The sequence below is a fragment of the Acerihabitans sp. TG2 genome (assembly GCF_035013185.1).
Lineage (GTDB): Bacteria > Pseudomonadota > Gammaproteobacteria > Enterobacterales > Enterobacteriaceae > Acerihabitans.
Genome location: NZ_JAYGJO010000013.1, coordinates 48,841 through 73,363 on the forward strand (window position 1 = coordinate 48,841; position 24,523 = coordinate 73,363).

Genomic DNA, 24,523 nt, shown 5'->3' on the forward strand with positions numbered 1-24,523 from the left:
ACCGTGCTCCCGACTTAACTGGCAAGCAGTGGCGAAGCCCGGCGCGGTAGAACATCGCCGGTCTGGGTGTCAAACAAATGGAGCGGTTCGGGATCCATATAAAGGATGATGCTATCCCCCGGTGTCGGCAGGGTATGCCGGTCAAGGCGGACCACAAAACGCACATCGTCTATGGTGCCCGTGACGATATTCTCAGCGCCCAGCGCTTCCACCCCGGTCACCTTGAACCGCAAGGGTTGCCAATTGGCATCGAGTTGCCGGGCGTGAAAATCTTCCGGCCGGATGCCGAGGGTTACGGTCTGTCCATCATAGCGGCGGTAATCCGCCTGGGCATAATGTGCCACGTGGATTCGACAATCATCGGTCAACAATAACGAGACGCCATTGGCCCAAGTCCGCACCACGCAAGGCAATAAGTTAATTGGCGGTGATGAGAGAAAACGCGCCACGAAAATATTGGCCGGGTTAGCATACACCTCTAGGGGTTTACCACTTTGCACTAGGTAACCGTCACGCATAATGCATATACGATCGCCCATTGTCATGGCTTCAACTTGATCATGGGTCACATAAATCATTGTTTTTCCCAATCGGCGATGAAGTTTTATCAATTCGGTTCGCATCTCTGCACGCAGCTGTGCGTCCAGATTGGATAGTGGTTCATCCAGTAAAAAAGCCTGCGGCTCGCGGACAATCGCCCGTCCCAGCGCTACCCGCTGGCGCTGGCCGCCGGAAAGCGCCGCCGGTTTTCGGTGCAGCAATTGATCAAGTCCCAGCATGGCGGCGGTTTCGGCAACTTTTTTCCGAATCACCCCAACCGGAGTGCCGCGCATTTTCAGACCGAAGGCCATATTTTCCGCCACGGTCATATGTGGATAGAGGGCATAGCTTTGGAATACCACCGCGATGTTACGATCCCGGGGTGCCATCCGATTGACATTTTGTCCATTGATGCGTAACTCGCCGGAGGTAATGCTTTCCAAGCCGGCGATCATACGCAGAGTAGTGGACTTACCGCAGCCTGACGGGCCAAGAAAGATGACAAATTCACCATCGTGGATGGTGAGATTAACGTCACGCACGCTGTATTGGTTACTTTGGTAGATTTTCGACACGTTGTGTAATTCGATCGAAGCCATGGGTTGGTACTCTCCCGACGCTGTCGCCACTGTCGTCTACCCTGCGAAAAACAATGGCAAACGGTCTTTTATCCTCACGGCCAACACGCGCCGTCGGCCTCCGGAGTCCAGGAGACGGAATGTTCGATATAAGTCATTATGTTGCTTTTTGTTTCAAATTATCCGGTATAGACGCCACCGGTCACATTTACACCCTGCCCGGTCATAAACCGCGCCGCATCTGAGCAAAGAAACACCACCACATCCGCGACATCCTCTGGGGTTTCCAGACGTCCCAGCGGCGTTTGGGCAATGTAGTCAGCAATAACCCGTTCGGGAGAAACCCCGCGCAGTTCGGCTTCCCATTCTATTTCACGCGACTGCATGCTGGTTTTCACAAAACCCGGACAGACAGCGTTTACCCGAATGCCTTTTGGCGCCAATTCCCGCGCCAGCGCCTGAGTCCAACCCAATACGGCAAATTTGCTGGCGGAATAGTGGGCTAATAACGGTGCGCCAACCTTTGCCGCTAGCGAAGCGGTGTTGACAATCACCCCCTGGCCTTGGGAAACGAACTGTCGGGCGGCAATTTGGTTGGTGAGAAAGACGCCCCTGGCATTGACGTCAAAATTAAAATCCCATTCTTCATCAGTGAGTTTGAGTGCGTGCTGCATGGAGGAAACACCGGCGTTGGCGGCCAATATCTGGACGCTGCCAAACGCCTCATTTACCTTGGCAAACGCGTCACTGACCGAGGCACGCGAGCTGACATCCAGATAAAAACCGAGGCTGTCGCGGCCCAACTCTTCCGCTGTGCGTTTGACCGAGACTTCATTGATGTCGCCGATGGCAACCCGGACACCCTGGGCGATGAGGGCGCGGGCTATGGCCCGACCAATACCGGTGGCACCACCGGTAACAATGGCGGCCTGCCCCGCCAAACCGGAAAATTGACAGGGGCTGAGGTTATCGTTGCTCATTTTGCGCTCCTTTGTCGGATGTACTATTATCTACAACAATTAATCAAACAAATCAAAACAAATTACACTGGATTTTGTTTGATAAAAATTCAATAATCTGCATTATGTTCAAATTAATGTTTGATTTGCACATTAACTCGAACATGGCGACAAAATGGATATCGTATGAACGTACACAAAGACGAATCCCTGATTCAGGATGAAAAACCGGAACGACCTAAGTTGCTTGCACAGGATCGGCAACTGTATATTCTCAACGTGCTGGTCCAACAAGGCTCTATCTCGGTTAGCCAGATCGCCGCCGAGCTTGACGTATCGGACATGACAATACGCCGTGATTTGGTTGAATTGGAAACAGAAGGGAAATTGGTGCGGATCCACGGTGGCGCGGTATTACCCGAAAACAGCACACCGGTGGACATGGATCGCGAAGAGCCCAGCTTTAGCACCCGCCTGATCCGCAACAGCGGAGCCAAGGCGCGGATCGCAGCGGTGGCAGCGGACATTGCCTGCGGCTACCGAACAGTAGCGCTGGATGTGGGCACCACCACCTATTTGGTGGCGGAGAAACTCGTGGAACGCAATCGGATGCAAATTTTCACCAATAGCGTTCGTATCGCTCATCGCATGGGCAGCGGTGCTCCGGAAATTTATCTGGCTGGCGGATATATGCGCGGTGACGAAATGGCCATGGGCGGCCCCATTGCCGTCGCCCAGTTTGAACAATTGTGGTTCGATGTGGCGTTTATCGGTATTTCTGGCATCACCGCGAGTGGCTTTTATGATTATTCGTTTGAAGATGTCGATCTAAAGCGGGTCTATCTTAGCCGTTCTGGTTATAAAGTGGTGTTGTGCGATTCATCAAAATTCCAACGCATGTCGCTGGTCAATATCGCCCCGTTGCAAGGAGTGGACATGCTGATTACAGAAAACTCGCCGCCTCCGGCTATTGCCCTGGCGCTTGAGGCGGCCAGGATAAAAGTGGTGATTGCCCCCCTTTTACCTGGACCTGGCTAATCCCGAAACAGGACATAAAGGTTCCTCATTACGTCGTCTGGAGTATCCCATGATTTTTGAATTTTTTGGTAATAAGAAAAAAGCCGTCATCGCCATGGCCCATATTGGTGCCTTACCGGGTTCACCGCTCTACGATGCCGATGGTGGTATTGATAAGCTGATAACCGACGTGCTAGCCGATGTGGAAAAATTACAGGCGGGGGGTGTTGATGCCATTATGTTTGGCAATGAAAATGACCGGCCTTACGTGTTTAACGCCGCAACGGAAGGTGTTGCCGCCATGTCTGCGGTGGTTCAGGCGATTAAACCCGTTCTAAAAGTGCCCTTCGGTGTTAATTATCTATGGGATCCTAAAGCCAGTGTAGCCATCGGCGCGGTCACCGGCGCCAGTTTTGTGCGCGAAATATTTACCGGCGTCTTCGCTTCGGATATGGGCATCTGGCAGCCAGACTGCGCCACCGCGTCCAGACTGCGGCACAACCTCGGCCGCGACGACATGAAACTGTTGTTTAATATCAACGCCGAGTTTGCTCACTCACTGGATAATCGCCCCATAGAACTGCGCGCGCGTAGCGCCGTGTTCTCCTCCTTGGCCGATGCCATTTTAGTCTCAGGTCCGATCACCGGCGAGGCGGCGGATCAATCGCATTTGCGTAACGTATGTGAAGCGGTTACCGATGTGCCGGTGTTTGCCAATACTGGGACCAATATCGATAACGTGCATGATGTTCTGAGTTTGGCCAGCGGCGTGATCATCGGCACACATTTCAAAATTAATGGATATACCTGGAACGCAGTTGATGGCGATCGGGTTAAACGCTTTATGGATGTAGTAGAAAAGTTGCGTTAACACTCGCCACAACGGCGTCTGGACGGGAGTATGCATGAGCTGCTTGCTGGGTATTGATATAGGCACCACCTCCACCATCGGTATGTTGCTCCAGTTGCCTGATCGGGTGCTGGCCGTTGTATCGCGTCCGGTGCGACTGTTTTCGCCACAGCCGGGCTGGACTGAAGAAGACCCCGAGCAATGGTGGCAAAACGTCGGCGAGATCTGCCGTGAGTTATTGGCCACCAGTGGCATTAACGCGGCGCAGATTGCCGGGATCGGCGTCACAGGTATGCTGCCGGCGGTAGTGCTACTTGATGATCAAGGCACATTGCTGCGTCCCAGTATTCAGCAAAGCGATGGACGCTGCGGACCTCAGGTCGCCGCCATCCGCGCCGAGCAGGATGAATCGGCGTTTATTAAACGCAGCGGCAACGGCATCAATCAACAGTTGGTCGGCGCTAAAATCCGCTGGCTGGAGCAGCATGAGCCAGACATCCATCAACGGATTGCCACCGTGTTCGGTTCTTATGATTTTATTAACTGGCGCCTGACCGGTGAATCTGCCATTGAACAAAACTGGGCACTGGAAGCGGGTTTTATCAACATCACCACCCATACACTGGATGATGAGCAGATCGCCCTGGCCCATCTGCCGCGCCGGGCAGTGCCGCGCCTGGTGCATTCACATGAGATTCTGGGGGCAGTAACCGCGAGGGCAGCGCGTCATACCGGGCTGGCGGAGGGAACACCGGTGATCGGCGGCGCGGCGGATATGATCGCCTCAGCACTTGGTGCCGGCGTTACCCACCCGGGTGATGTGTTGCTCAAGTTCGGCGGTTCGGTGGATGTGTTGACCGCCGCCGTCACGGTCAATCCCGATGCGCGCCTGTATCTTGATTATCATTTGATTCCCGGCATGTATATGCCAAATGGCTGCATGTCCACCGGCGGGTCCGGCCTCAACTGGTTTGCGGAAAACTTCGCCGGCCAGCACCGCGAGGCCGCCGAACTGGCCGGTCTCTCATTGCATCAATTCCTTGACAGTCTGGCGCAGCAACGGCCGCCGGGCGCCGACGGCGTACTCTGCCTGCCCTATTTTCTGGGAGAAAAAACCCCATTGCACGACCCTGCAGCGCGCGGCGTGGTATTCGGACTAACATTGTCCCACGATGCTGGCCATATATGGCGCGCGCTGCTGGAAGCCTATGCCTATGCCATCAGGCATCATATGGACAGCCTGCACGATTTGGGTTATCCCACCCGGCGTTATATTGTCTCCGACGGCGGGTCGAGCAGTCGACTGTGGATGCAGATCGTCGCCGACGTGCTCGGTGTGCCGTTACAGCGCCTGGAGGGCCACCCCGGATCATGCCTTGGCGCAGCCTGGACCGCCGCCATCGGCACCGGCCTAAGGGATGATTGGCACGGTGCCAGCGCCTGCGTACGCTTTGGTGAGATCATTGAGCCCGATAACGTTAACCACCCTTTTTACACCGAACAGTACACCCGTTTTCGTGCGCTCTACGAACAATGTAAACCCCTAACCTAAGCACGCACGCGGGATTTAACACTTTCCAGCATCACGGCAATGATGATAATCGCGCCTTTCACCACCTGCTGGTTATAGCCGGAAATATTCATCAAATTCATAAGATTGGAAATAATACTCAGGATGAGCACGCCGACAATGGTATTGACTATCGTGCCCCGTCCACCGGCCAGACTGGCGCCCCCCACCACCACCGCCGCAATGACGTCCAGTTCAAAACCAATGGACATCACCGGCGAACCCACACCGGTACGGGTGGACGCCAGTACGCCCGCCAGGCCACAGGCCAATCCGCTTAAGGCGTAGACAGCAAATTTATACCAATCGACGCGCACCCCGGCAAAACGCGTGGCGGTTTCATTTGATCCGATGGAAATCACCAATCGGCCAAATACCGTGTACTGATAAACAAAATGAGCCAATAACGCAAAGGCAATAAACACATACACCGGCAGCGGTAGCCCAAACAGGTAACCCGTGCCGAAATTCACATAAGACACATCATCGATAAAGATGGGTTGCCCTTTGGCGACGATCAACGCAAAACCGCGCGCGATGGTCATCATCGCCAACGTGGCGATAAACGGCGCAATGTTAAAAAACGTCACCAGACACCCGGCCGCCGCACCGACCAGGGTCGCCACGCCGACGCCAGCCACGATGGCGGGCAATACGCCGATTTCCGGGATCAGCAACGCCACCGACACCGACACCAGCGCCATTATCGAGCCGACAGAAAGATCAATACCGCCGGTGAGAATCACAAACAGCATACCAATTGCCGCCAGCCCCAACGGTACACTTTGTCTTAAGACATTGGTGATATTCTCAGGACTATAAAAGCGATCGGACAAGAAATTAGCCACAATCAGCATGACAAAAAACACCAGTAGCGTGGAATTGCTGGCAAAAAATTTCAGTGTTTTAGCCCACAAAACCGAGCTTGTGGTTTTAGTGGTCGGGTTTACCGTTTCCATAATGTTTCCTCAGCTACGCTAAAGCGCGTTTAGGTATGGCGAATCGCATAATGTTCTCTTCGGTGATCTGATCCCCTTGCAGCTCTTGGTTTATCGCCCCTTCACTCATGACGTAGACCCGATGAGATAAGGAGATCACCTCAATCATTTCCGATGAAATAACAATAATGGCGTAGCCTTTTTCAGCTAATTCATGAATGACGTTATAAATTTCCACCTTGGCGCCGACGTCCACACCGCGGGTAGGTTCATCAAGGATCAGCAAGTCGCATTGCGTTGCCAGCCATTTGGCGATCACCACTTTTTGCTGATTGCCACCACTGAGACTGGATATGGGATCTTCCACCGAGCCTAATTTTATCGACAAGCGTTGACGCGACACCTCACTAAGTGCTCGTTCCTTGGGATAATTTATAATGCCGAAGCGGTAGCAAACCCGTTTTAAATTGGATAACGTCATGTTCTCCCGTATGGGACGGGACAAGATAGCGCCCTGCTCTTTGCGGTTTTCCGGCACCATACCGATACCTTGACGCATGGCGTCAGCGGGATGGCGGATAGTGATTTCCTTACCGTTTTTAACAATCCGGCCGGCGCTCATGCGATCGAGGCCAAACAAGCAGCGGGATATTTCGGTACGCCCAGACCCCACCAACCCGGCTAAACCGACGATTTCGCCTTTTTTAGCGGTCAGATTGATATCCTTCAACAACGATTTGGTGGACATGCCATAGACCTCAAGCACCATTTCCTGCTGCGGGATGTTTTTAGGCGGGTAGAGATTTTCAAACTTACGTCCCACCATATTGGAAATAATGTCATCTTCAGTACAGGTTTTAGGATCCAAATCGGTAATGGTCTCACCATCTTTTATCACTGTAATGGCGTCAGCGATGGCAAATATCTCATCCAGTCGATGGGAGATATAAAGAATGGTCACCCCTTGCCCTTTTAATAATTTTAGCTGACTAAACAAGATGTCGATTTCCCGGTTCGACAATACCGCCGAAGGTTCATCAAGAATTAATATCCTCACATCCCGGGCTAGAGACTTGGCAATTTCCACCATTTGTTGATAAGCGACACTTAGCGTACCCAGCTTCACCGTGGGCGGAATATGAAAACCCAGATTGGATAGCACTCGCCCGGCTTTCCGATTCATTTTTTTCCAGTTGATAAACTGGCCGCCAAAGCCCAGATCACCCAAGAAAATATTTTCCGCCACCGTAAGATCGGGGGCCAGCGCCAGCTCCTGATAGATAATACCGATGTTGTTTTCACGGCTTTGTTTTGGCGAAGTGAAATGGACTTCCTTGCCGTTGATGTAGATGGTGCCACTGTCCTTAATATAGATACCGGACAGGATCTTCATCAGGGTGGATTTACCGGCACCATTTTCGCCCACAATGGCATGAATGGTGCCCTTCTTCACTTTTAGATTAATACTTTTCAACGCATGAACGCCGCCAAAACTTTTTTTTACCTTATCGATAACGACTGCATACTGGTCCATAAAAACTCCTCATTTTCACCCCCCCTTGTAACAAGGGGGAGAGAATGACGTTAGAACAGCGATTTAGGATCGTAGATTTGCTTAACGTTATCTTTCGTGATGAGCACTGTTGGGGTATAAACGTAATCAGGAAAATCTTTATTACCTGCCTGATACTTAGCGATAACGTCCAGTACGGTATCGGTCAAGACATTAGGGTTATTCGCTGCAGTGGCCTGCAAATCGCCCCGTTCAATTGCTTCCAGACCTTTTTTATAACCGTCGTGAGCATAGACCTTCACGTTCTGAAGTTTATTGGCACCCTTTAACGATAAAATAGCGCCAAGGGCCATATCGTCCATTTCGCTGTAAACACAGTTGATTTTATCACCTTGGGCAACGATGATATCTTCCATGGCCTTAAGTCCACCTTGCTGATCCCAGTTGCCCCAACCTTGGCTGACAATGGTCAGGCTGGTGTGGTTATATTTTCTTAATTGGGCTTCCATGACACCGAGCATAAAGTTGCTCCGGCGCGCTTCACCGACCAGGTTGCCCTGGTTGCCGCTGATAATGACGCAGTTCATTGGCTTATTACCAAACTGTTCCACCGCATACTCGCCAATGGCGATATTATTTTTAGCGTTGTTGGCCTGCACTCGGGTAATGACCGGCGCATCCAGTGAAATATCGCTATCGAGGATCACCGTAGGAATACCCGCGCGTTTGGCAATTTGTGTAATGCGCATCCCGGCTTTGGGATCCTGCGGATTCAGCACCAGATAATTAATGCCTTGGGAAATCATGTCCTCAACATCAGAGATCTGTTTATTCAAATCGCCGCGCGCATCGGTAGTAATCAATTCATAACCGCGTTCTTTGGCATGGATTTTCATGTACTCGGTCAGGCCGTTAAAAAAAGCGCCGTTAAGGGTGCGGTTGGCAAAACCCACCTTGATCTTATCTGCAGCATGGGCCGAAACCGCGACCGTTGAGACCGCCAGCAGGAGACTCACTAATACTTTTTTCATCGATGTCTTTCCTTCTGTTTTTCACGTTAGGTATACCCATCATTTTTCACGTAGGTACAGAGTTAACTATATGATTATTATAAATTAAAAACATAACTGCGTTGTATGGCTCCCGGGTGGCGCTCCGCCGACGGATCCGGGAAGCCTGGGTTTAGCGCACCCGTTGGCGGGCCTCCACCTGCTGGCGATAAAAAAACCGAAACAGCGCCAACCGACTTGACAACTGCCCGGCACGTTCAGTCCCGGCAATGAAGCGGGTATGGACGGCTGGCTTACGGCATACCTGCGCCTCGTTACCGCCCACGGCTAGCCAGCCTAGGCGCGCAGCGCCCAACGCGCCGCCGGCCGCACCATCCTGGTGTGTCACCACCGGAATATCCACCACATCGGCGATCAGTTGAGCCCACCAAGGGCTGCGGGCACCACCGCCGATCAATGAAAACTGTTCGATGTGGCTGCCGGCTTGTTGCATGACGTGTAAACCGTCCGCCAAGCCAAACGCCACCCCTTCCAACACCGCGTAAGCCAGCGAGGCGCGCTCCGTCGAGTGAGTTAATCCATGAAACGATCCGCTGGCGATGGGATCGTTATGCGGGGTACGCTCACCGGAAAGGTAGGGCAGGAACAGCGGTGCCCGCTTCTGATCGTCCAGGCTAAGTGCCGCCACTTCCGCCAACAGGGTAATTTCATCGGTACGCAATAACTGACATAACCACCGTAAGGCACTGGCAGCGGTAAGCATGACGCTCATTTGATGCCAACGGTTGGGCAGGGCATGGCAAAAGGCATGTACCGCCGACTGCGGGTTAGGGCTGAAACGTTCGTTCACGGCGAAGATGACCCCGGAGGTACCCAGCGAAATAAAGGCGTCACCGTTATTCACCGCGCCGATGCCCACGGCGCTGGCGGCGTTATCACCCCCACCACCGGCAATCACCACGCTTTTAGACAGGCCCCACTGATCGGCAATATCAGCGCTCAAATGGCCAGATGCCGCCGAGCCTTCCACCAGCGCCGGCATTTGGGCCCGGGTCAGGCCGCAGGCGTGCAGCAGGGAATCAGACCAATCGCGTTTGGCCACGTCCAGCCATAAGGTACCCGCAGCATCGGACATGTCGGAAACCTTGTCGCCGCTCATCATCAGGCGCAGATAATCCTTAGGTAACAACACAGTCTCGGTTTGGGCAAAAATCTCCGGTTCATGGGTTGCCACCCACAAGAGTTTCGGTGCGGTAAAACCAGGCATCGCCAGATTACCCGCAATACGGTGCAGCTCTGGCGCCCGTTCGGTCAACTGGGTACATTCCAACGCGCTGCGGGTGTCATTCCACAAGATCGCCGGTCTGAGTACCCGATCGCGCCGGTCAAGCAATACCGCACCATGCATCTGGCCGGACAGGCCGATGGCGCGGATCCCCGGCCAGATATCCGTATGGCGGGCGCGTAAACGTGTGACGGCGCGCTGGGTGGCCGCCCACCACTCGGCCGGATCCTGTTCCGACCATTGCGGATGAGGCCGCTGTACCGTTAACGGCTCGCCTTCACTGGCCACTAACGTTCCGGCGTCGTCGATAATGACGGCTTTTATCTCCGAAGTGCCTAAATCAAGACCGAGATACATATGTCGTTCCCTCTAGGTAAAGGTGGATGGATTTAATGACTGGTGGTCAGCGTAGTCGCGGTTGTTACCCAGTTGTCGAGCCGGGCAATAGTATCGCGCAGCAGTTGTTCAAATTGCGGTTTGCTGGCTAATGGACCAAATAGCTTGGCGTCGTGGGCATATACCGCGATGGGATCGGCCGCAGTAAACATGGCGTGGGTGGCGGTTTCATTCAGAATGCCATCCTGATAGTCATAGGGCAGTTCGCTTTTATGCCAGCAACGCATGAAGATAAAAAACAGTGCCGGTAGCACTGCGGTGGCCTTAGGCGACTGCCCACGGCTATAGCATTCAATCAGGGTCGGGGTGATAAATCCGGGAATTTTGGAAAAACCATCCGCTGCCACCCGTTGATTGGTATCGCGAATATAGGGGTTGCTGAATCTGTCGAGCACCACATCGCGATACTGGGCCAAATCAAGTGGGCTGGGCGTCAAGCAAGGGATGACATCCTGGGTGACATAGTCATAGGCCATTTGCCGAATCTGGTCAGTACCCGTGCTTTCATGGATATAGGATTGGCCAATCAACGTGCCGGCCCAGGCAATACAGCTATGACTGGCGTTAAGGATACGAATCTTCGCTTCTTCATAGGCTGCCACGGATGCCACCAGTTCAACACCGACATTTTCCAGCGCTGGACGGCCGGCGACAAAATTATCCTCAACCACCCATTGAATAAACGACTCGCCCATTACCGGTGCCCGATCGTCTATGCCTAATTGCTGTTTTACCCGGCCGGCAATATCGGCTGCCGGCCGCGGGGTGATACGGTCGACCATAGTGTTCGGCGTAGAGGTATGGGTCGCCAGCCAGGCCAGCAGTTCGTTCTCGCCACGTAACGTCAGGAATTCCGTCAACCCTTCGCTAAAACGTTCGCCGTTGTGGCGTACATTGTCACAACTGAGCAGGGTCACCTTGCCGGTGTTCTGGGCGCGCCGGGCCTGCAGGATCCGCGTGATGGCACCGTAAATGGTCCGGGCACCGCCCTTGAGGTCGGCCTGAATATCCGCATTGGCCTGATCGAGTTTGAAATGTGTGTCGAGGTAATAACCGCCTTCGGTTACCGTAAATGAAATCACCCGTGTCTGGGCTGCTGCGCCTTGCTCCACCAGTGCGGTAAGCTGTTCATCCCAAGGGATGATTTTGCGGATCGACGTGATTTTCTCATAGCTGCGTTCACCCGCCGGCGTGACCGTTTCCAGTACGTACTCCCCTTTTTGGGTCGCCAGAATGTCCAACAGTGGATTGGCATCATCACGGATATTCCCCAAGGCGATGGACCAGCGTTGGTCTCCCTGAAGCAATAGACGGTGCAGGTACCAGGCCTGGTGGGCACGGTGGAACGAACCGGCGCCAATATGCATCCAGATAGACTGATTTGATGTGGTCATAATGTATATTACCTCTCGAACTAGGGGTGAGCATAAGCTCAAAATTTGAGTAATTGCTTAGAAATAAAGCTTAGTCGAATAATAGCCCACTAAACGAGCTTTAGCTCACACAATGGAAATGATCGATTTACCCCGCTATCGTTTGACGGGTATAGTTTTGCTACGACTAAAAGTGAGTATGATCAATGAGTAAAATCGATAGAAAGTTGGACCAAGCTGCGCGCGCCGCGTGGATGTACTATGTCGCCGGCAAGACCCAGCATGATATTGCCGACGTGCTTGGCGTGTCGCGCCAGGCAGCGCAACGCCTGGTGGCGCTGGCCTCGGAGAACGGCCTGGTCAGGGTCAATATTACCCATCCGGTGGCCGACTGTACGGCATTGGCCCAGCAGTTGGCCCAGCAGTTCCAGCTTTCGGCCTGCATGGTCGTGCCTTCCGCCGGCATGGACAGTTTGAGCCTGAACCGCATGATTGCGGTGGCGGGAGCCGAAGTGATTACGCAGTTTATCGAGGTATCTGAACCACAGGTGATTGCGGTGGGGTCTGGTCGGACGCTGCGCGCCACCATCAACGAACTGACCGGCATGGATCGCCCTCAGCATAGCTGCGTGTCGCTTATCGGCGCCATCGCCTCCGACGGCTCCTGTACCCGCTATGATGTGCCACTTTGGATGGCGGAGAAAACCCAGGGCAAATATTTTATTCTGCCTGCACCGCTATACGCGGATAATCTTTCGGATAAGGAATTATGGTGCAACCACCGCATTTATCGCATGGTGATGGAAAAAGCGGCACAGGCAGATGTGACCTTTATCGGCATCGGCCAGGTGAATGACCAGTGCCCATTGCACACCGACGGATTTATCACCGGCGAGGAAGTGGCCCGCCTGAACGCGGCCGGCGTGGTGGCGGAAATTGTCGGGCATTTTATTGGTGCCAACGGCCGACGGGTCGCCAGCGACCTAGACGATCGTCTCACCAGCGTGACAATCCCCTCCCGGCCGAAAAAACCGGTGATCGCCTTTGCCGGCGGCGACGAAAAGTTCCTGGCTATCCAGGCGGTGCTGAACGGCAACTGGATCAACGGGCTGGTGACGGATGAAGAGACCGCCAACAGGCTGATGTCAACCCAACGCGACTGATATCCTTACTCACTGGCCAGCAAAATAATATTTCCTACCGCACGCAACCGGGTCAGCAATGACGCGAACATCCCGTCGGTGGCCATCTTCAAACATTTGCTGGGTTGGGTAACATCCATGCCGGTGCGGATATTGATGGCCCCTGCCAGGCCGCCGGCAATACCGCCAACCGTTGCGCCGGTTTGTTCCCAATAACCTGGATTATCACTATTGGCGATCATTTGGTAGGTCATGGCGCCCGCTGCCGCATACCGGCTTTTTTTACCTAAACCGTAGAAACAATCCGACCAAAGGGTGGCGATACCCAACAGAAAATGGCTGTCCATCACCCGGCCGATGAGCCCTCCCGCCACAGCGCCTTTACCCGCCGACTCACCCACTTTGGTGCTGTCGGTTACGGAATTGAGCACAAAGCCCCCGATGGAACCGCCTAGTGCAGCAGACCAACGCATCGCATTGCTGACCATCACTTGCGCCACTGTGTCCGCCGTGCCAACGGCACTGGCCGTCGCGACGGCCCCCGCGACTCCCCGCATAGAGCAGCCCAGACGTACGCCTAACGTCAATGTCCGAGCGGAGCTGGCGGCCGCGATAGCCAGAGCGCCTCGGCTACGGGCGCCATGAAGACCGCCGACGAGTCCGCCCAGCGTACTGCCGATCAGCAACTGTTGTCCTAATGGCTTGTCAGCAATTCCTTGTGTCATTTTTTCGGCCAGGGATTCTGATAAGCCATTGGCGAACCAGCCGGCCAGGGCCCCGAGGGTCAACCCAACCGCCGCCACAATCAGCAGCGGCCACATTGTCGCGCCAACCACTAACGCCACCGAAGTCAACAACGTTGCCACCGTCACGCCCAATACGGCGGTCCTGACGATTTTAACGGTGTTAGGATGGGTGAAGAGGGAGACGAACATATTCGATTGTGCCACACCCGGTATGGCTTTATTTGGCGGCGGCGCTGAGGTTCGCAGAACCGCAAGAAGGGAAACCTTATGGGGTTGGGACGGTTCAGTAGACCGCGTCATGGCGACGGACCGATCGATTAATGGCCTGCAGGGAGGGTTGCTGCCCTCCGGCTGAACCGTTAAGAGATTGCCCAGTAGCGTGTTTAACGGAGGTAACAAATCCGCCTGCACCGGGGGAGGCGTGAAATCGGCCGACGATTTTTGCTTAAGCATCGACGGCGAGGGCTCATGCTCGTCCATCGTTGCAGTTTGCCCTTGGCGGCAGGTTACCTGCTGACAATCGTTCCTGCAGCCGACAATGCTACCCAAAACATCCGGCCCCTCGGGTGCGGGATGATCGTGAGGTATACTGCAATCGGATAGACTGCACGGTGTTGATGAGATACCGGTAAGATCTGCCATAGTGGGCCCGCCTAGTAGAAAACCCACACAGCGTAGCCACTTGAGGCGATGGAAACTTTCATATTTCGATGATTGCGGTATTGCGGTAGTGCGTAATTCGCCGCATAAACCGCTAATAAGTTAAAAGTTAACACCATCCTGAAACCGCCGCCCAATACCAATCCATTCTAACTTATTGCCGCTGCAGCTAAGTAAGACGCATACGCTTTGTATAACGTTATATAGTCGGCCAGCGACAATAGAATCTGTCGTCGCCTCGGCTAATTTAATCCTTATTCAGTATGTCCAGGTATTTTTTATAGGCATATATCCGCCCTCTTTTCTGCCCGGTGATTTCGGTTACCAGTTGAAGATCGTCCACCAATGAGGCCAAGACTTTACCGGTGGTCGCCGCCGTCAACCCGGTCCGCGCAACCAACGTGGCAATATTGAGTATGGGACTATCAAAAAGCGCATCCAGCACCTGATTGGCTGAACCTGACAAACGACCCAGTGTCGACAGTAGCTGTTTATTTTGCGCATGTAACTGATTGAGCGCCTGGGCCATCTCAACCGCCTGAGTCGCGGTCGCGGCTACCGCATCGACAAAAAATAATAGCCACGCCTCCCAATCGCCGGTCATCCTGGTTTGCTGCAGGCACTCATAATAAATATGTCGATGTTTTTTGAAAAAAACCGATAAATATAATAAAGGCTGCTTTAAAACCTTAGCTTCCACCAGGATAAGCGGTATCAACAAACGCCCGAGACGTCCATTACCGTCCATAAAAGGGTGGATAGTCTCAAATTGTGCATGGACTAATGCCGCCTTCACCAAGGGATCTGTTGCCTCGGGTTGATCATTGATAAATTTTTCCAGGTCGCTCCAACAATCGCGCAAAATATGACGAGGAGGGGGAACAAAGGCCGCTTCATCAGCACGATGACCGCCAATCCATACCTGATTTTCGCGAAATTCACCGGGGCCCCGACTAATGCCCCGACCGGAGGTCATCAGCGCCTGGTGCATCTCAGTGAGTAGCCGGTAAGCAATCGGATAACCTTCGTTGATGCGCTGAACCCCCAGAGATAAGGCTTTCACATAGCATGACACCTCTTGCACATCATCCATGGGCACCCCTGGCAAACCGGCCATCTCAAACAACATGAGGTCGGTTAACGATGATTGCGTCCCTTCAATTTGCGATGACATCACCGCTTCTTTTCTGACATAACTATAAAGAAAAAGGTTAGTGTCAGGCAGTAGCATACTGATCGCGTCCAGGCGGCCTAACGCGCGATTAGCCTCATTAATCCGCTTTTGCAATTTGCTGTCAATCATCAGCGCAGGCGAGGGCGGCAACGCGAGGGGAACAAATGCCTGACAGCTGATACCTCCCGCTATGCTAGGAACGTAGTGGCCGGTAAGTCCGCGTTGCATGGGTTATCCTTGCTTAAGTTAAAATAAGGCAGGGGCTTATTTTAACTTAAGCCTTAACTTAAAATAAGCCCCTGCCTTATTTTAGTTTCATTAAGTTACTATACCGTAGGGAATTTAACGGTGAATTCATTGGGTCTGTTGCCCAGCCCCTTCCCCACGCTGACAGTTGTACAGATATTATCCCCCCGGTAACGGTTTTGTCTTATCATATTAACCATCACCCACTAGACTGTGGGTCGCATAAATACCGCTCATGATGCCATTTGGCATTACCCTATGGAGAGAACCTGACTATGAAAAAAAAGAACCGCGTCTTATTGACCAATGATGACGGCATTGACGCCCCGGGGTTGGAACTTCTAGCCAGAGCCGCGCAGGAAATTGCCCATGAAGTGTGGATTGTCGCCCCCGCTCAGGATCAAAGCGGCGTGGCGAATTCCCTAAGTGCACGTGCGCCGGTGCGGGTATTTAATCATGGTCCGCGGCGGTTTGCCGTGGGCGGCACGCCTACCGACTGCGTGGCGTTTGCGATTCATCAGGCGATGCGCGATGCGCCGCCCGATCTGGTACTGTCGGGCGTGAATAACGGTTCCAATCTGGGCTTTGAAACGTTACTGTCCGGCACCGTGGGTGGGGCCATGACCGGTATGCTCTCCGGTATTCCTTCCATTGCTTTAAGCCAAAATCGCGATCCAGACCGGGCGGTGAACTGGGACAGTACCGCGCGTCACCTGGTGCCGACCTTACAGCATTTATTGCAGGATACCTGGAGCGATCGGGTGTGTCTGAACGTCAATTTTCCCGATATGGCGGCGAATGAGGTCAAAGGCATCAGGGTCACCACGCAAGGCATGGGCAAGGTGAACGGGATGCTGGTCATTCCGACGCCGGATCCCAATGGCGAGGACTACTTCTGGATCAGGGTCGACCACGGGCGTTTGCATCGTCCGGAAACCGGCGAACTAAAAGCCAATGAAGATGGCTATATCTCGGTGACGCCACTCACCTTCGAGCGCACCGAAATGACCGAATACCAACGCCTCGGCGAGGTCTACGGCCAGAATTTTTAAGCCGGTCATCCGTTAAGGCAAGGTCGCGATGCTGTCGCGGCGGCGAATGACCGTCGCAGCAATGCGCGCACATTAACGGGGAAAACCGCTAACCCTCGCGCCGGGCCTCGCAGCGGGGGTTAATATCGTTTTTTTGCCTGGGGCTTAACAGAATTCGACGCCGTCATCTGCACTAATAACGACGTTGCCAACCTAACCGTCCTGGATCCACTTATGGTGTTTGTAAAATCGGCGTCTACCCTCATCCCAGGTCATGATTGCGCCGCAGAAGCCTCGCCGGATACGCCACTTGCCATTCAACAATCCTGGGACCGCTGTCACAAACTCATGGATGACAGCGTTTGGATCCCGCCGCACCGGGCGGCCGGGGCCACCTTTGATTCCATCTGCCAGCGAAAAAATGATCTGTTAGTGTTGGGACAAGCGGCGCTGGAAGACGCCTATGAATTTATGGAGTCGCGTCCCTGCGTCTTGCTGATCCTCGATGAGAGCGGCTGCACCTTATGGCTAGGCGGTCATCAGCAGACACTCTCGCAATTGGCGGCTCTGGGCGTGGTGGCCGGCAGCTACTGGAGTGAGGGCGGGATGGGTACCAATGCGCCGGCGCTGGCCGCCGCCAGCGGTACCCCGGAGCTGGTCGCCGGTAGGCAGCATTTTAAACACGCGCTGCATCCTTGGTACTTTTGCGCCGCACCGGTTTACGACAATAGCGGGCGCCAGCGGGCGGCCATTGTGCTCGGCGGCCCGTTGGCAGAGAAAGCCGCCGGTGATCTGTCCCTGACGCTGGTCTTGGCACGGGAAGTGGGTAATTATCTGCACGCCGATAGCCTGCTGGCCGAAACCAATCGCCATCTTAATGCACTAAACGCGCTGCTTGCCGGGGTGGAGGATGGGGTGTTGGCCTGGGATCAGCACGGCGGCCTGCAATATCTCAACGCCCGTGCAGCGGGCGTGTTGGGGTTGGACGCCACCACCAGCGTCGGCAAACCGTTGCTGGAGCTGTTGACCTTGCCGGCGTTGGTGATCCAGGCGATGCAAAACCGCAGTGCCTTGAGTCATGTGCAGGTCACCTTTGAAAGCCAGCAACGCTTTATCCCGGTCCTGTTGACGCTTAAACCGATCCCGGATGGCGATCGGTGCGGTTTTATCGCCCTGCTCCATCCGCAGGAACTGCTGCAGCAACTGGTGCATAACCAGCTTGGCCGCGTAAGCCATACCTTTACCGATATGCCGCTCGGCTCTACGGAGATGCGGCGGCTGGTGCGTTATGGCAAACAGGCGGCCAAAGGTCGGCATCCGATTTTGCTCCGTGGCGAGGAAGGGGTGGGCAAACAGCGCCTTGGCCAGGCGATCCATAACGGCAGCGAGCGTGCCGACGGCCCCTATATCGCGCTCAATTGCCAGGCGTTGCCACAAAATCTGATGGCACGTGAATTCCTGGGCAACGACGCCAGCGAGGGTGAAGCCGGGTTACCGAGTAAATTTGAGTTGGCCAACGGCGGTACGCTGTATCTCGAACAGGTGGAATACCTGTCGCCGGAAATGCAGTCCGCCCTACTGCAAACCCTTAAAACCGGCATGCTGATGCGCGTTAATTCTAATCGGGTGATCCCGGTGAACGTGCGGATCATCGCCGCCAGCGGGGCTGATTTGCCGTTACTGGTTAAACAGAATCGTTTTCGCCGCCAGTTGTTTTATGCGTTGCAATCCTTTGAACTGCATATTCCACCGCTACGCCAGCGTCAGCAAGATATACCACTATTGGTACAAGACACGCTGACGGCACTGGGCCGGCATTTCCACTGCAGCTATCGTATTGGTGAGGACGCCGTGCATCAGTTGATGCTTTATCCTTGGCCAGGCAACGATCAGGAATTAAAAAGCGCGGTAGAACGTGCCGCCATGACCTGTCGTCATAATCATATTATGCTTGGCGATCTACCGGCGCATTTATTAGGTGAACGAACATTGTGGGACCCGGATGCCGCTGCTGCGCAACCGCCGCTCTCGCTGGCGGATGTGGAGCAACAGGCCATCGTGCACGCGGCGCTGGCTTGCCAAGGTCGGCTTAATGCCATGGCGCCGCTACTGGGCATTAGTCGCACCACCCTTTGGCGCAAAATAAAGCTGTATGGCCTGGATATTGAGACATTTAAGTCTGTGGAACGTTAGCCGGCGTCACGCGCAGGCTGCCGGTGGTGATATCCAAAATCCCCTCCTGATCAGTGTGATCGATGTCCATGCATCCGGCGACGCCCACGACCATGGGGATCGCCAGCGCCTGTGCCAGGATGGCAGTGTGTGACAGAATATCCCCCCGACTCAGACAAATGCCTTTTACCCGCTGGCGATCCAAACCAACCATTTCCGAGGGCAGCAGATCTTGCGCTACCAAAATAATGCCATCATCGATAACCAACGGCACCACTGGCTCAGCGGCCAAATGGCCCAGCAGTCGGTTAAGAATATCGTGGATATCGAGCTCACGGGCGCGCAAATAGGGATCCGCCATCGCTTGGTATTGCGCCGCCATCGCCAGCAGTTCTTGTTCCGCCGCGGCCCCGGCGCCAAGTCGGTCACGCACCATTCGCCGTCGCATTGCGTCGATGATCTCCTCATCTTGCAGCAACATGGCGTGGGCACTGAAAATGGCACCTTGCTCGCGCCCCATCGCTGCTTGCGCCTGACAAGCCAACTGGTCCAAATCATCAGCCGTTGCCGCTAACGCCGCATCCAGGCGCCGCTGCTGGTCAGGGATGTCTTGCGCTTCGAGGTTGTTTCGCCTGGCCTGGTGGCGTACGGGCTGGACGAACTGCAAGGGTGCCCTGACGTGACCTGGCGGCACCGGCGTACCGGTCAGCGTATTGCTGGCAAGATTATCGCCCAAGGTATTCGTGAGAGCTTCACCAAACCCTTGTCGCGCCAGCGCGTCGAATGCCGCGAGCGCCTCAGTCGCCTGGGAACCAGCAGCCAACAGACGGATGTGGTCTCCTTGGCGAATTTGCAGGGTTGCCAATTGATTAAGGCTGCGTGGATCCACGCGCTGTGTGCCCTTCTCCAGCGCCAGTTGTGCCTTAAACGGCGCCAATGTGGCGGCTAATTTGGCCGCTGGCCGCACATGCAGTCCGTTGGGATTGAGCACGGTCCAGCTCACGCTTGGGCAGTCAGCAGGCATTGCCTGTGACGCCGGGGCCTCCACCGCTGGCGCGGACGTCATGCCCAACTGGCTGGATTTAGCCGCCAGCGCGCCCAGCGCTTCGGCCTTGACCGTTGACAAATCCCCACCGTTGGCCGCGGCCACCACGGCGGCCAGCGTGCCTTCCACCAAGGGCGCGGCACATAACATCACCCGCGCCGCCATGGCGGGATCCAGCAATTCCAGCGCCGTTTCTGCGCTAAGTAGCGCGCTGCCAAGATCCATCAGTACCAAAACACCCGCAGGGTCGAAGACAGATTCAATGGCTGCCATGACCTGTATTGCATCGGTACCAATGGGGTGCTCTGGATCGTCGACCCCGGCGGCGATAGCCAGACGGCAATCGCCATGAATCATCTGCTGCGCCAGTTGTTCAACGCCCTGCGCCAACAGCAGACTATGGGAAACCACTACGATATTGACCATTTTTCCCCCGTTATGGTGTTGCGCGATCACTCATCACTCACGACGTGGTAGAGCGCCTCAATCATCAACATGACCGATGTCGCACCGGGATCCTGATGGCCGATGCTGCGCTCGCCCAGATAACTGGCCCGGCCTTTACGGGCCTGCATCGTGATGGTGGCTTCCAGCGCCAGCTGCGCCCGGTCGACGCTTTGTTTTAGCGCGTTGAGCAGATCCAGATCCTGTTGGCACGCCAGTTCCAGCGCCGCCACCACCGGCAACCAGACATCGCACATGGTTTTATCCCCGGGTTCGGCTTTGCCGCGCATCACCACCCCTTCGGCACCTTCTTTAAGCATCTGGCACAACGCCGACAAATCGAGGCTTTGTTTGGCGTTGGTACTTTGCGCCGCGCGGATAAAAAAAGTACCAAACAGCGGACCGCTGGCGCCGCCCACACTCGACAACAACGTCATACCGGTATTTTTTAAAATAAAACCGATATCCTTGTCCGCCACCGACGGCAGTTTTTCCAGCACTTTGTTAAAGCCGCGATTCATATTCAGACCATGGTCGCCGTCGCCAATATCCGAATCTAATTGGGTCAGAAAGTCCCGCTGTGCGGTAAATACCTCGGCGCAACGCTGTAACCAACTGACAATATGCTGTTTGGTAATAACCATGGGTTCCTCCAAGAATTAACAACCCCAACGCAAAGCCGGCGTATTCACCGGCGCGTCCCACAATTCCAGTATGTCATCATCGACTTTCAGCACAGTGATGGACATGCCCTGCATATCCAGCGAGGTGCAATACGATCCAATCAGCCTGCGCTCAATCTTCAGGCCAAACTCGTCACAACAGCGCGCCAGGCGGTGCCAAACGCCATACAGTTCCGATAAGGGTGTCGACCCCAGGTTGTTGACCAACACCACCACCCGGTCGCCCTTGACCAAGGCGTGTTTGCTCTGGCGCGTCTCCCGCCAATCCTCAGCCTGGCGATCCCAATGGCGCAACGTACGTTGGTAATCACCGTGTGCGATAAGGGTCGCAAACATGCTGTCTACCGTTTCGTTGAGCGAACTGAATGGCCGCCGCTCGATACCCGGTTCACCGTGGATCCCGATACCAAATTCCATCTCGTTTTCCGCCAGCGTGAACGAGGGTTTCCCTGCGGCCGGCACGGTGCAGGCGCCCAAGGCAATGCCGATGGAATGGCCTTGATTGTTAAGCTGCTCGCCTAACGCCCGGCATGCGTCAAGGGAATTGCCGCGCGCCGCTGCCGCACCCAGCAACTTTTCCAGCAACACGGTATTGGCGACGCCGCGCCGTCCGGTGGTATACAGGCTATCCTTGACCGCTACGTCATCATCAATCACCAGCGTGGCAACGGTGGTGCCACCGGCATGCAGTAGCTCCGCCGCCGTCTCGAAATTAAGAATATCGCCGGTATAGTTTTTAATTAACATCAAAACCCCCTGGCCACCGTCAATAACCTGGCCACACTCAAACATTTGGTCGGGGGTCGGTGAGGTGAAAATTTCGCCAGGGCAGGCGCCGGCCAACATACCCTCGCCGATATAACCGCAGTGCATCGGTTCATGCCCGCTGCCGCCGCCGGACATCAGCGCCACCTTGCCGGCGATTGGCGCATCGTGACGGGTAACAAACAGGGGATCTTGATGCAACGTGAGCATAGGGTGGGCTTCAACCAGGCCAAGAAGCTGTTCATGTAAAACCGTTTCAACGCTGTTGATTAATTTTTTCATTTGCTGCTCCGCACAAGGATATGGACGTGATGACATAGCCGCGTTGAGCTGTGCCGAAAGTTTGCCTGCCGTCTACAGTATTAGGCCTTTATGACTATAAGCCGGCTTTTCATCAAGGGTTAGGCCAGCCAGAAAGGTTCCATTTTGCAACGTTTTCCCCACAGGCTTGTTTACATATGAAACATACCGCCAATGGATTATGGCGAAAAGTGAGCTGCCGCACAGAACGTGTTTGTTAAAAAACGCGCCGGCAATCGTGCTTTTCCATGCTTTCCGGTATCCTTAGCGTCATCCAACATCCTTTAACTGGCGATCCCGAGGACGTGTATGACACCGTTGACTTATCTGCAGGGCTACCCGGAACATTTACTGGCGCAGGTGCGTACGCTTATCGACAGGCAAGAGCTGGGCCAGGTGCTGGCCGAACGTTATCCCAAAGGTCACGAGGTCACCAGCGACAAAGCGCTGTATGCCTATACCCTGGATTTAAAACAGCATTATCTGCGTAACGCTGCACCGATCAACAAAGTCGCCTGGGACAGCAAAATCCATGTGCTGAAAAATGCGCTGGGGTTGCATACTGCCGTGTCACGCGTACAGGGCGGCAAACTGAAAGCCAAAGCAGAAATTCGTATCGCCACGGTATTTAAAACCGCCCCAGCGGATTTTTTGCGCATGATCGTGGTACATGAATTAGCACATATTAAAGAAAAACAGCATGATAAAGCGTTCTATCAATTGTGCTGTCATATGGAGCCGCGGTATCACCAGTTGGAATTCGATACCCGCCTATGGCTGACACAACTCTCTTTGGTGCTGCCGCAGGAATAAGCGACCCAGTGCATTGAACGCAACTACAGCAACTCCCACGTCATGCCCTAACGAGGTTTACTCGCTTGTATGCCATTATTTATCGTGCCGTCATACCCGTATTTGCCCACTGATGCATCCGTAGCCAAAACCGTCAGATCCCCTGGTCGTCACCGGCGGTTGGCGATCATCATCCTGCTGTTTATGCTCAGTGGATGCACCAGCCAGCCAGCGCATACCCCCGAGACGAGGGCGGAGAATGTGCCAGGAAAAATCATCCGGCTCATGCCGGCCTCTGTCCCCGACCGCGCGGGATGGGCCAGCGATATCATGGCGGCGTTCAAGGCACAGCATATCGCGCCCTCAACGGAAAATATTTGCTCGGTGCTGGCAGTAGCTGGGCAAGAATCGGGTTTTCAGGCCGATGCGCCGGTGCCCGGTCTGGGAAAAATAGCGTGGCAAGAGATTGACCGGCGTGCCGGCCAGATTCATATCCCGGCGGTGGTGGTTCATGCAGCATTGCATATCCCGTCCCCCAACGGGCAAAGCTACAGTGAACGCCTGGATGCGGTGCGAACGGAAAAGCAGCTGAGTGCGATTTTCGATGATTTTATCGGTATGGTACCCATGGGCCAGCGATTGTTCGGTAATTTTAATCCGGTGCATACCGGCGGCCCGATGCAGGTCAGCATCAGCTTTGCCGAAACTCATGCCAAGGGCTACCCTTATCCGGTTGCCGACACGCTGCGCCACGAGGTATTTAGCCGCCGCGGCGGACTCTATTTTGGTATTGTGCATTTATTGGCTTATCCCACCCATTATGACCGGCAGATATTCCGCTTTGCCGATTTTAACGCCGGTTGGTATGCCAGTCGCAACGCAGCATTTCAACATGCGGTCAGTCGCCTTTCCGGCAAACCGCTGGCGTTGGACGGCGACCTGATCAACTATGGCGAAAAGAGCCCCGGGGCGACTGAGTTGGCGGTGCGCACGCTGGGCAAACGGCTCAATGTGGGCGCTGCGACCATTAGACGTGCCCTGGACAAAGGCGAAACGGCCCAGTTCGAGCAAACCGACCTTTATCAGCGGGTATTCGCCTTGGCGGATCGCACCCAGCACCCGCCGTTACCCCGGGCAATATTGCCCGGTATTACCCTGCACAGCCCGAAAATTACCCGCACCCTGACCACTGCCTGGTTTGCCAAACGGGTCGATCAACGTTATATGCGCTGCCTGGCTAAGGCCGGGGAGAAGTAAAACTATCCCGATCAATTAATAGCGATCGTTAAAATAA

Annotated in this window: 20 protein-coding genes; 8 read left to right on the forward strand and 12 right to left on the reverse strand. The window is 54.5% G+C overall.

The features are described 5' to 3' along the window. Positions 1-14: 14 nt before the first annotated feature. A complete protein-coding gene (locus SJI19_RS13120; RefSeq protein WP_323478716.1) occupies positions 15-1,139 on the reverse strand; it encodes a sn-glycerol-3-phosphate ABC transporter ATP-binding protein UgpC in 1,125 nt (374 codons plus the stop codon). Between the two features lie 158 nt (positions 1,140-1,297). Further along, positions 1,298-2,098, reverse strand: a complete 801-nt coding sequence (locus SJI19_RS13125; protein WP_323478717.1) for an SDR family NAD(P)-dependent oxidoreductase — start codon at positions 2,096-2,098, stop codon at positions 1,298-1,300. A gap of 165 nt (positions 2,099-2,263) precedes the next feature. Here SJI19_RS13125 and SJI19_RS13130 point away from each other — a divergent pair, with 165 nt between their 5' ends. From SJI19_RS13130 to SJI19_RS13140, 3 genes are read left to right on the forward strand one after another with little or no spacing between them, the layout of a single operon-like run. After that, a complete protein-coding gene (locus tag SJI19_RS13130; RefSeq protein ID WP_323478718.1) occupies positions 2,264-3,115 on the forward strand; it encodes a DeoR/GlpR family DNA-binding transcription regulator in 852 nt (283 codons plus the stop codon). Between the two features lie 49 nt (positions 3,116-3,164). Further along, positions 3,165-3,965 (forward strand): BtpA/SgcQ family protein, encoded by an 801-nt coding sequence (locus SJI19_RS13135; RefSeq protein WP_323478719.1) that lies wholly within the window; start codon positions 3,165-3,167, stop codon positions 3,963-3,965. A 34-nt stretch (positions 3,966-3,999) separates the two neighbouring features. Continuing rightward, entirely contained in the window at positions 4,000-5,496 is a 1,497-nt protein-coding gene (locus tag SJI19_RS13140; RefSeq protein ID WP_323478720.1) for an FGGY-family carbohydrate kinase, read from the forward strand. On the opposite strand, the gene SJI19_RS13145 is transcribed toward SJI19_RS13140, so the two are convergent. The 5 genes from SJI19_RS13145 to dalD form a co-directional block, all read right to left on the reverse strand. After that, a complete protein-coding gene (locus tag SJI19_RS13145; protein WP_323478781.1) occupies positions 5,493-6,371 on the reverse strand; it encodes an ABC transporter permease in 879 nt (292 codons plus the stop codon). The two genes, SJI19_RS13140 and SJI19_RS13145, sit on opposite strands and share 4 nt — an antisense overlap. A gap of 115 nt (positions 6,372-6,486) precedes the next feature. After that, positions 6,487-7,986, reverse strand: a complete 1,500-nt coding sequence (locus SJI19_RS13150) for a sugar ABC transporter ATP-binding protein (RefSeq protein WP_323478721.1) — start codon at positions 7,984-7,986, stop codon at positions 6,487-6,489. Positions 7,987-8,036: 50 nt separating this feature from the next. After that, positions 8,037-8,996, reverse strand: a complete 960-nt coding sequence (locus tag SJI19_RS13155; protein ID WP_323478722.1) for a substrate-binding domain-containing protein — start codon at positions 8,994-8,996, stop codon at positions 8,037-8,039. Between the two features lie 151 nt (positions 8,997-9,147). Continuing rightward, the gene (xylB, locus tag SJI19_RS13160) at positions 9,148-10,617 is read right to left on the reverse strand and encodes a xylulokinase (RefSeq protein ID WP_323478723.1); all 1,470 of its coding nucleotides are present in this window, start codon (positions 10,615-10,617) and stop codon (positions 9,148-9,150) included. A gap of 32 nt (positions 10,618-10,649) precedes the next feature. Then, positions 10,650-12,050 (reverse strand): D-arabinitol 4-dehydrogenase, encoded by a 1,401-nt coding sequence (dalD, locus tag SJI19_RS13165; RefSeq protein WP_323478724.1) that lies wholly within the window; start codon positions 12,048-12,050, stop codon positions 10,650-10,652. Positions 12,051-12,235: 185 nt separating this feature from the next. On the opposite strand from dalD, the gene SJI19_RS13170 reads away from it, so the two are divergent. Continuing rightward, entirely contained in the window at positions 12,236-13,192 is a 957-nt protein-coding gene (locus SJI19_RS13170; protein ID WP_323478725.1) for a sugar-binding transcriptional regulator, read from the forward strand. A 5-nt stretch (positions 13,193-13,197) separates the two neighbouring features. Here SJI19_RS13170 and SJI19_RS13175 read toward each other — a convergent pair whose 3' ends face one another. Together SJI19_RS13175 and SJI19_RS13180 are read right to left on the reverse strand one after the other, a co-directional pair. Further along, positions 13,198-14,559 carry a hypothetical protein gene (locus tag SJI19_RS13175; RefSeq protein WP_323478726.1) on the reverse strand — a complete coding sequence of 454 codons (1,362 nt, stop codon included), beginning with the start codon at positions 14,557-14,559 and terminating at the stop codon, positions 13,198-13,200. Between the two features lie 265 nt (positions 14,560-14,824). Then, on the reverse strand, positions 14,825-15,979 hold the full coding sequence (locus SJI19_RS13180) for a Fic family protein (protein WP_323478727.1): 1,155 nt from the start codon (positions 15,977-15,979) through the stop codon (positions 14,825-14,827). A 293-nt stretch (positions 15,980-16,272) separates the two neighbouring features. On the opposite strand from SJI19_RS13180, the gene surE reads away from it, so the two are divergent. After that, positions 16,273-17,049 (forward strand): 5'/3'-nucleotidase SurE, encoded by a 777-nt coding sequence (surE, locus tag SJI19_RS13185; RefSeq protein ID WP_323478728.1) that lies wholly within the window; start codon positions 16,273-16,275, stop codon positions 17,047-17,049. Between the two features lie 327 nt (positions 17,050-17,376). Further along, positions 17,377-19,221: a dihydroxyacetone kinase operon transcriptional regulator DhaR gene (dhaR, locus tag SJI19_RS13190; RefSeq protein WP_323478782.1), complete on the forward strand. Its 1,845-nt coding sequence runs from the start codon at positions 17,377-17,379 to the stop codon at positions 19,219-19,221. On the opposite strand, the gene dhaM is transcribed toward dhaR, so the two are convergent. From dhaM to dhaK, 3 genes are read right to left on the reverse strand one after another with little or no spacing between them, the layout of a single operon-like run. Then, positions 19,202-20,671, reverse strand: coding sequence for a dihydroxyacetone kinase phosphoryl donor subunit DhaM (gene dhaM, locus SJI19_RS13195; protein WP_323478729.1), 1,470 nt, complete (start codon positions 20,669-20,671; stop codon positions 19,202-19,204). The two genes, dhaR and dhaM, sit on opposite strands and share 20 nt — an antisense overlap. A gap of 26 nt (positions 20,672-20,697) precedes the next feature. Continuing rightward, on the reverse strand, positions 20,698-21,333 hold the full coding sequence (gene dhaL, locus SJI19_RS13200; RefSeq protein WP_323478730.1) for a dihydroxyacetone kinase subunit DhaL: 636 nt from the start codon (positions 21,331-21,333) through the stop codon (positions 20,698-20,700). 15 nt (positions 21,334-21,348) lie between these two features. Beyond that, positions 21,349-22,419 (reverse strand): dihydroxyacetone kinase subunit DhaK, encoded by a 1,071-nt coding sequence (gene dhaK / locus SJI19_RS13205; RefSeq protein WP_323478731.1) that lies wholly within the window; start codon positions 22,417-22,419, stop codon positions 21,349-21,351. Between the two features lie 327 nt (positions 22,420-22,746). On the opposite strand from dhaK, the gene SJI19_RS13210 reads away from it, so the two are divergent. Further along, on the forward strand, positions 22,747-23,250 hold the full coding sequence (locus tag SJI19_RS13210; RefSeq protein ID WP_323478732.1) for a M48 family metallopeptidase: 504 nt from the start codon (positions 22,747-22,749) through the stop codon (positions 23,248-23,250). Positions 23,251-23,433: 183 nt separating this feature from the next. Continuing rightward, a complete protein-coding gene (locus tag SJI19_RS13215) occupies positions 23,434-24,486 on the forward strand; it encodes a DUF1615 domain-containing protein (RefSeq protein ID WP_323478783.1) in 1,053 nt (350 codons plus the stop codon). Positions 24,487-24,523 lie beyond the last annotated feature (37 nt).

Bases quoted from the DNA above. Each gene is read 5' to 3' on its own strand.
- xylB (WP_323478723.1), bottom strand. From the start codon at position 10,617: ATGTATCTCGGTCTTGATTTAGGCACTTCGGAGATAAAAGCCGTCATT.
- dhaM (WP_323478729.1), bottom strand. From the start codon at position 20,671: ATGGTCAATATCGTAGTGGTTTCCCATAGTCTGCTGTTGGCGCAGGGC.
- SJI19_RS13140 (WP_323478720.1), top strand. From the start codon at position 4,000: ATGAGCTGCTTGCTGGGTATTGATATAGGCACCACCTCCACCATCGGT.
- SJI19_RS13180 (WP_323478727.1), bottom strand. From the start codon at position 15,979: ATGCAACGCGGACTTACCGGCCACTACGTTCCTAGCATAGCGGGAGGT.
- SJI19_RS13120 (WP_323478716.1), bottom strand. From the start codon at position 1,139: ATGGCTTCGATCGAATTACACAACGTGTCGAAAATCTACCAAAGTAAC.
- SJI19_RS13170 (WP_323478725.1), top strand. From the start codon at position 12,236: ATGAGTAAAATCGATAGAAAGTTGGACCAAGCTGCGCGCGCCGCGTGG.
- dhaK (WP_323478731.1), bottom strand. From the start codon at position 22,419: ATGAAAAAATTAATCAACAGCGTTGAAACGGTTTTACATGAACAGCTT.
- SJI19_RS13155 (WP_323478722.1), bottom strand. From the start codon at position 8,996: ATGAAAAAAGTATTAGTGAGTCTCCTGCTGGCGGTCTCAACGGTCGCG.
- SJI19_RS13215 (WP_323478783.1), top strand. From the start codon at position 23,434: ATGCTCAGTGGATGCACCAGCCAGCCAGCGCATACCCCCGAGACGAGG.
- SJI19_RS13175 (WP_323478726.1), bottom strand. From the start codon at position 14,559: ATGGCAGATCTTACCGGTATCTCATCAACACCGTGCAGTCTATCCGAT.
- SJI19_RS13130 (WP_323478718.1), top strand. From the start codon at position 2,264: ATGAACGTACACAAAGACGAATCCCTGATTCAGGATGAAAAACCGGAA.
- surE (WP_323478728.1), top strand. From the start codon at position 16,273: ATGAAAAAAAAGAACCGCGTCTTATTGACCAATGATGACGGCATTGAC.
- SJI19_RS13125 (WP_323478717.1), bottom strand. From the start codon at position 2,098: ATGAGCAACGATAACCTCAGCCCCTGTCAATTTTCCGGTTTGGCGGGG.
- dalD (WP_323478724.1), bottom strand. From the start codon at position 12,050: ATGACCACATCAAATCAGTCTATCTGGATGCATATTGGCGCCGGTTCG.
- SJI19_RS13150 (WP_323478721.1), bottom strand. From the start codon at position 7,986: ATGGACCAGTATGCAGTCGTTATCGATAAGGTAAAAAAAAGTTTTGGC.
- dhaR (WP_323478782.1), top strand. From the start codon at position 17,377: ATGGATGACAGCGTTTGGATCCCGCCGCACCGGGCGGCCGGGGCCACC.
- SJI19_RS13210 (WP_323478732.1), top strand. From the start codon at position 22,747: ATGACACCGTTGACTTATCTGCAGGGCTACCCGGAACATTTACTGGCG.
- SJI19_RS13145 (WP_323478781.1), bottom strand. From the start codon at position 6,371: ATGCTGATTGTGGCTAATTTCTTGTCCGATCGCTTTTATAGTCCTGAG.
- SJI19_RS13135 (WP_323478719.1), top strand. From the start codon at position 3,165: ATGATTTTTGAATTTTTTGGTAATAAGAAAAAAGCCGTCATCGCCATG.
- dhaL (WP_323478730.1), bottom strand. From the start codon at position 21,333: ATGGTTATTACCAAACAGCATATTGTCAGTTGGTTACAGCGTTGCGCC.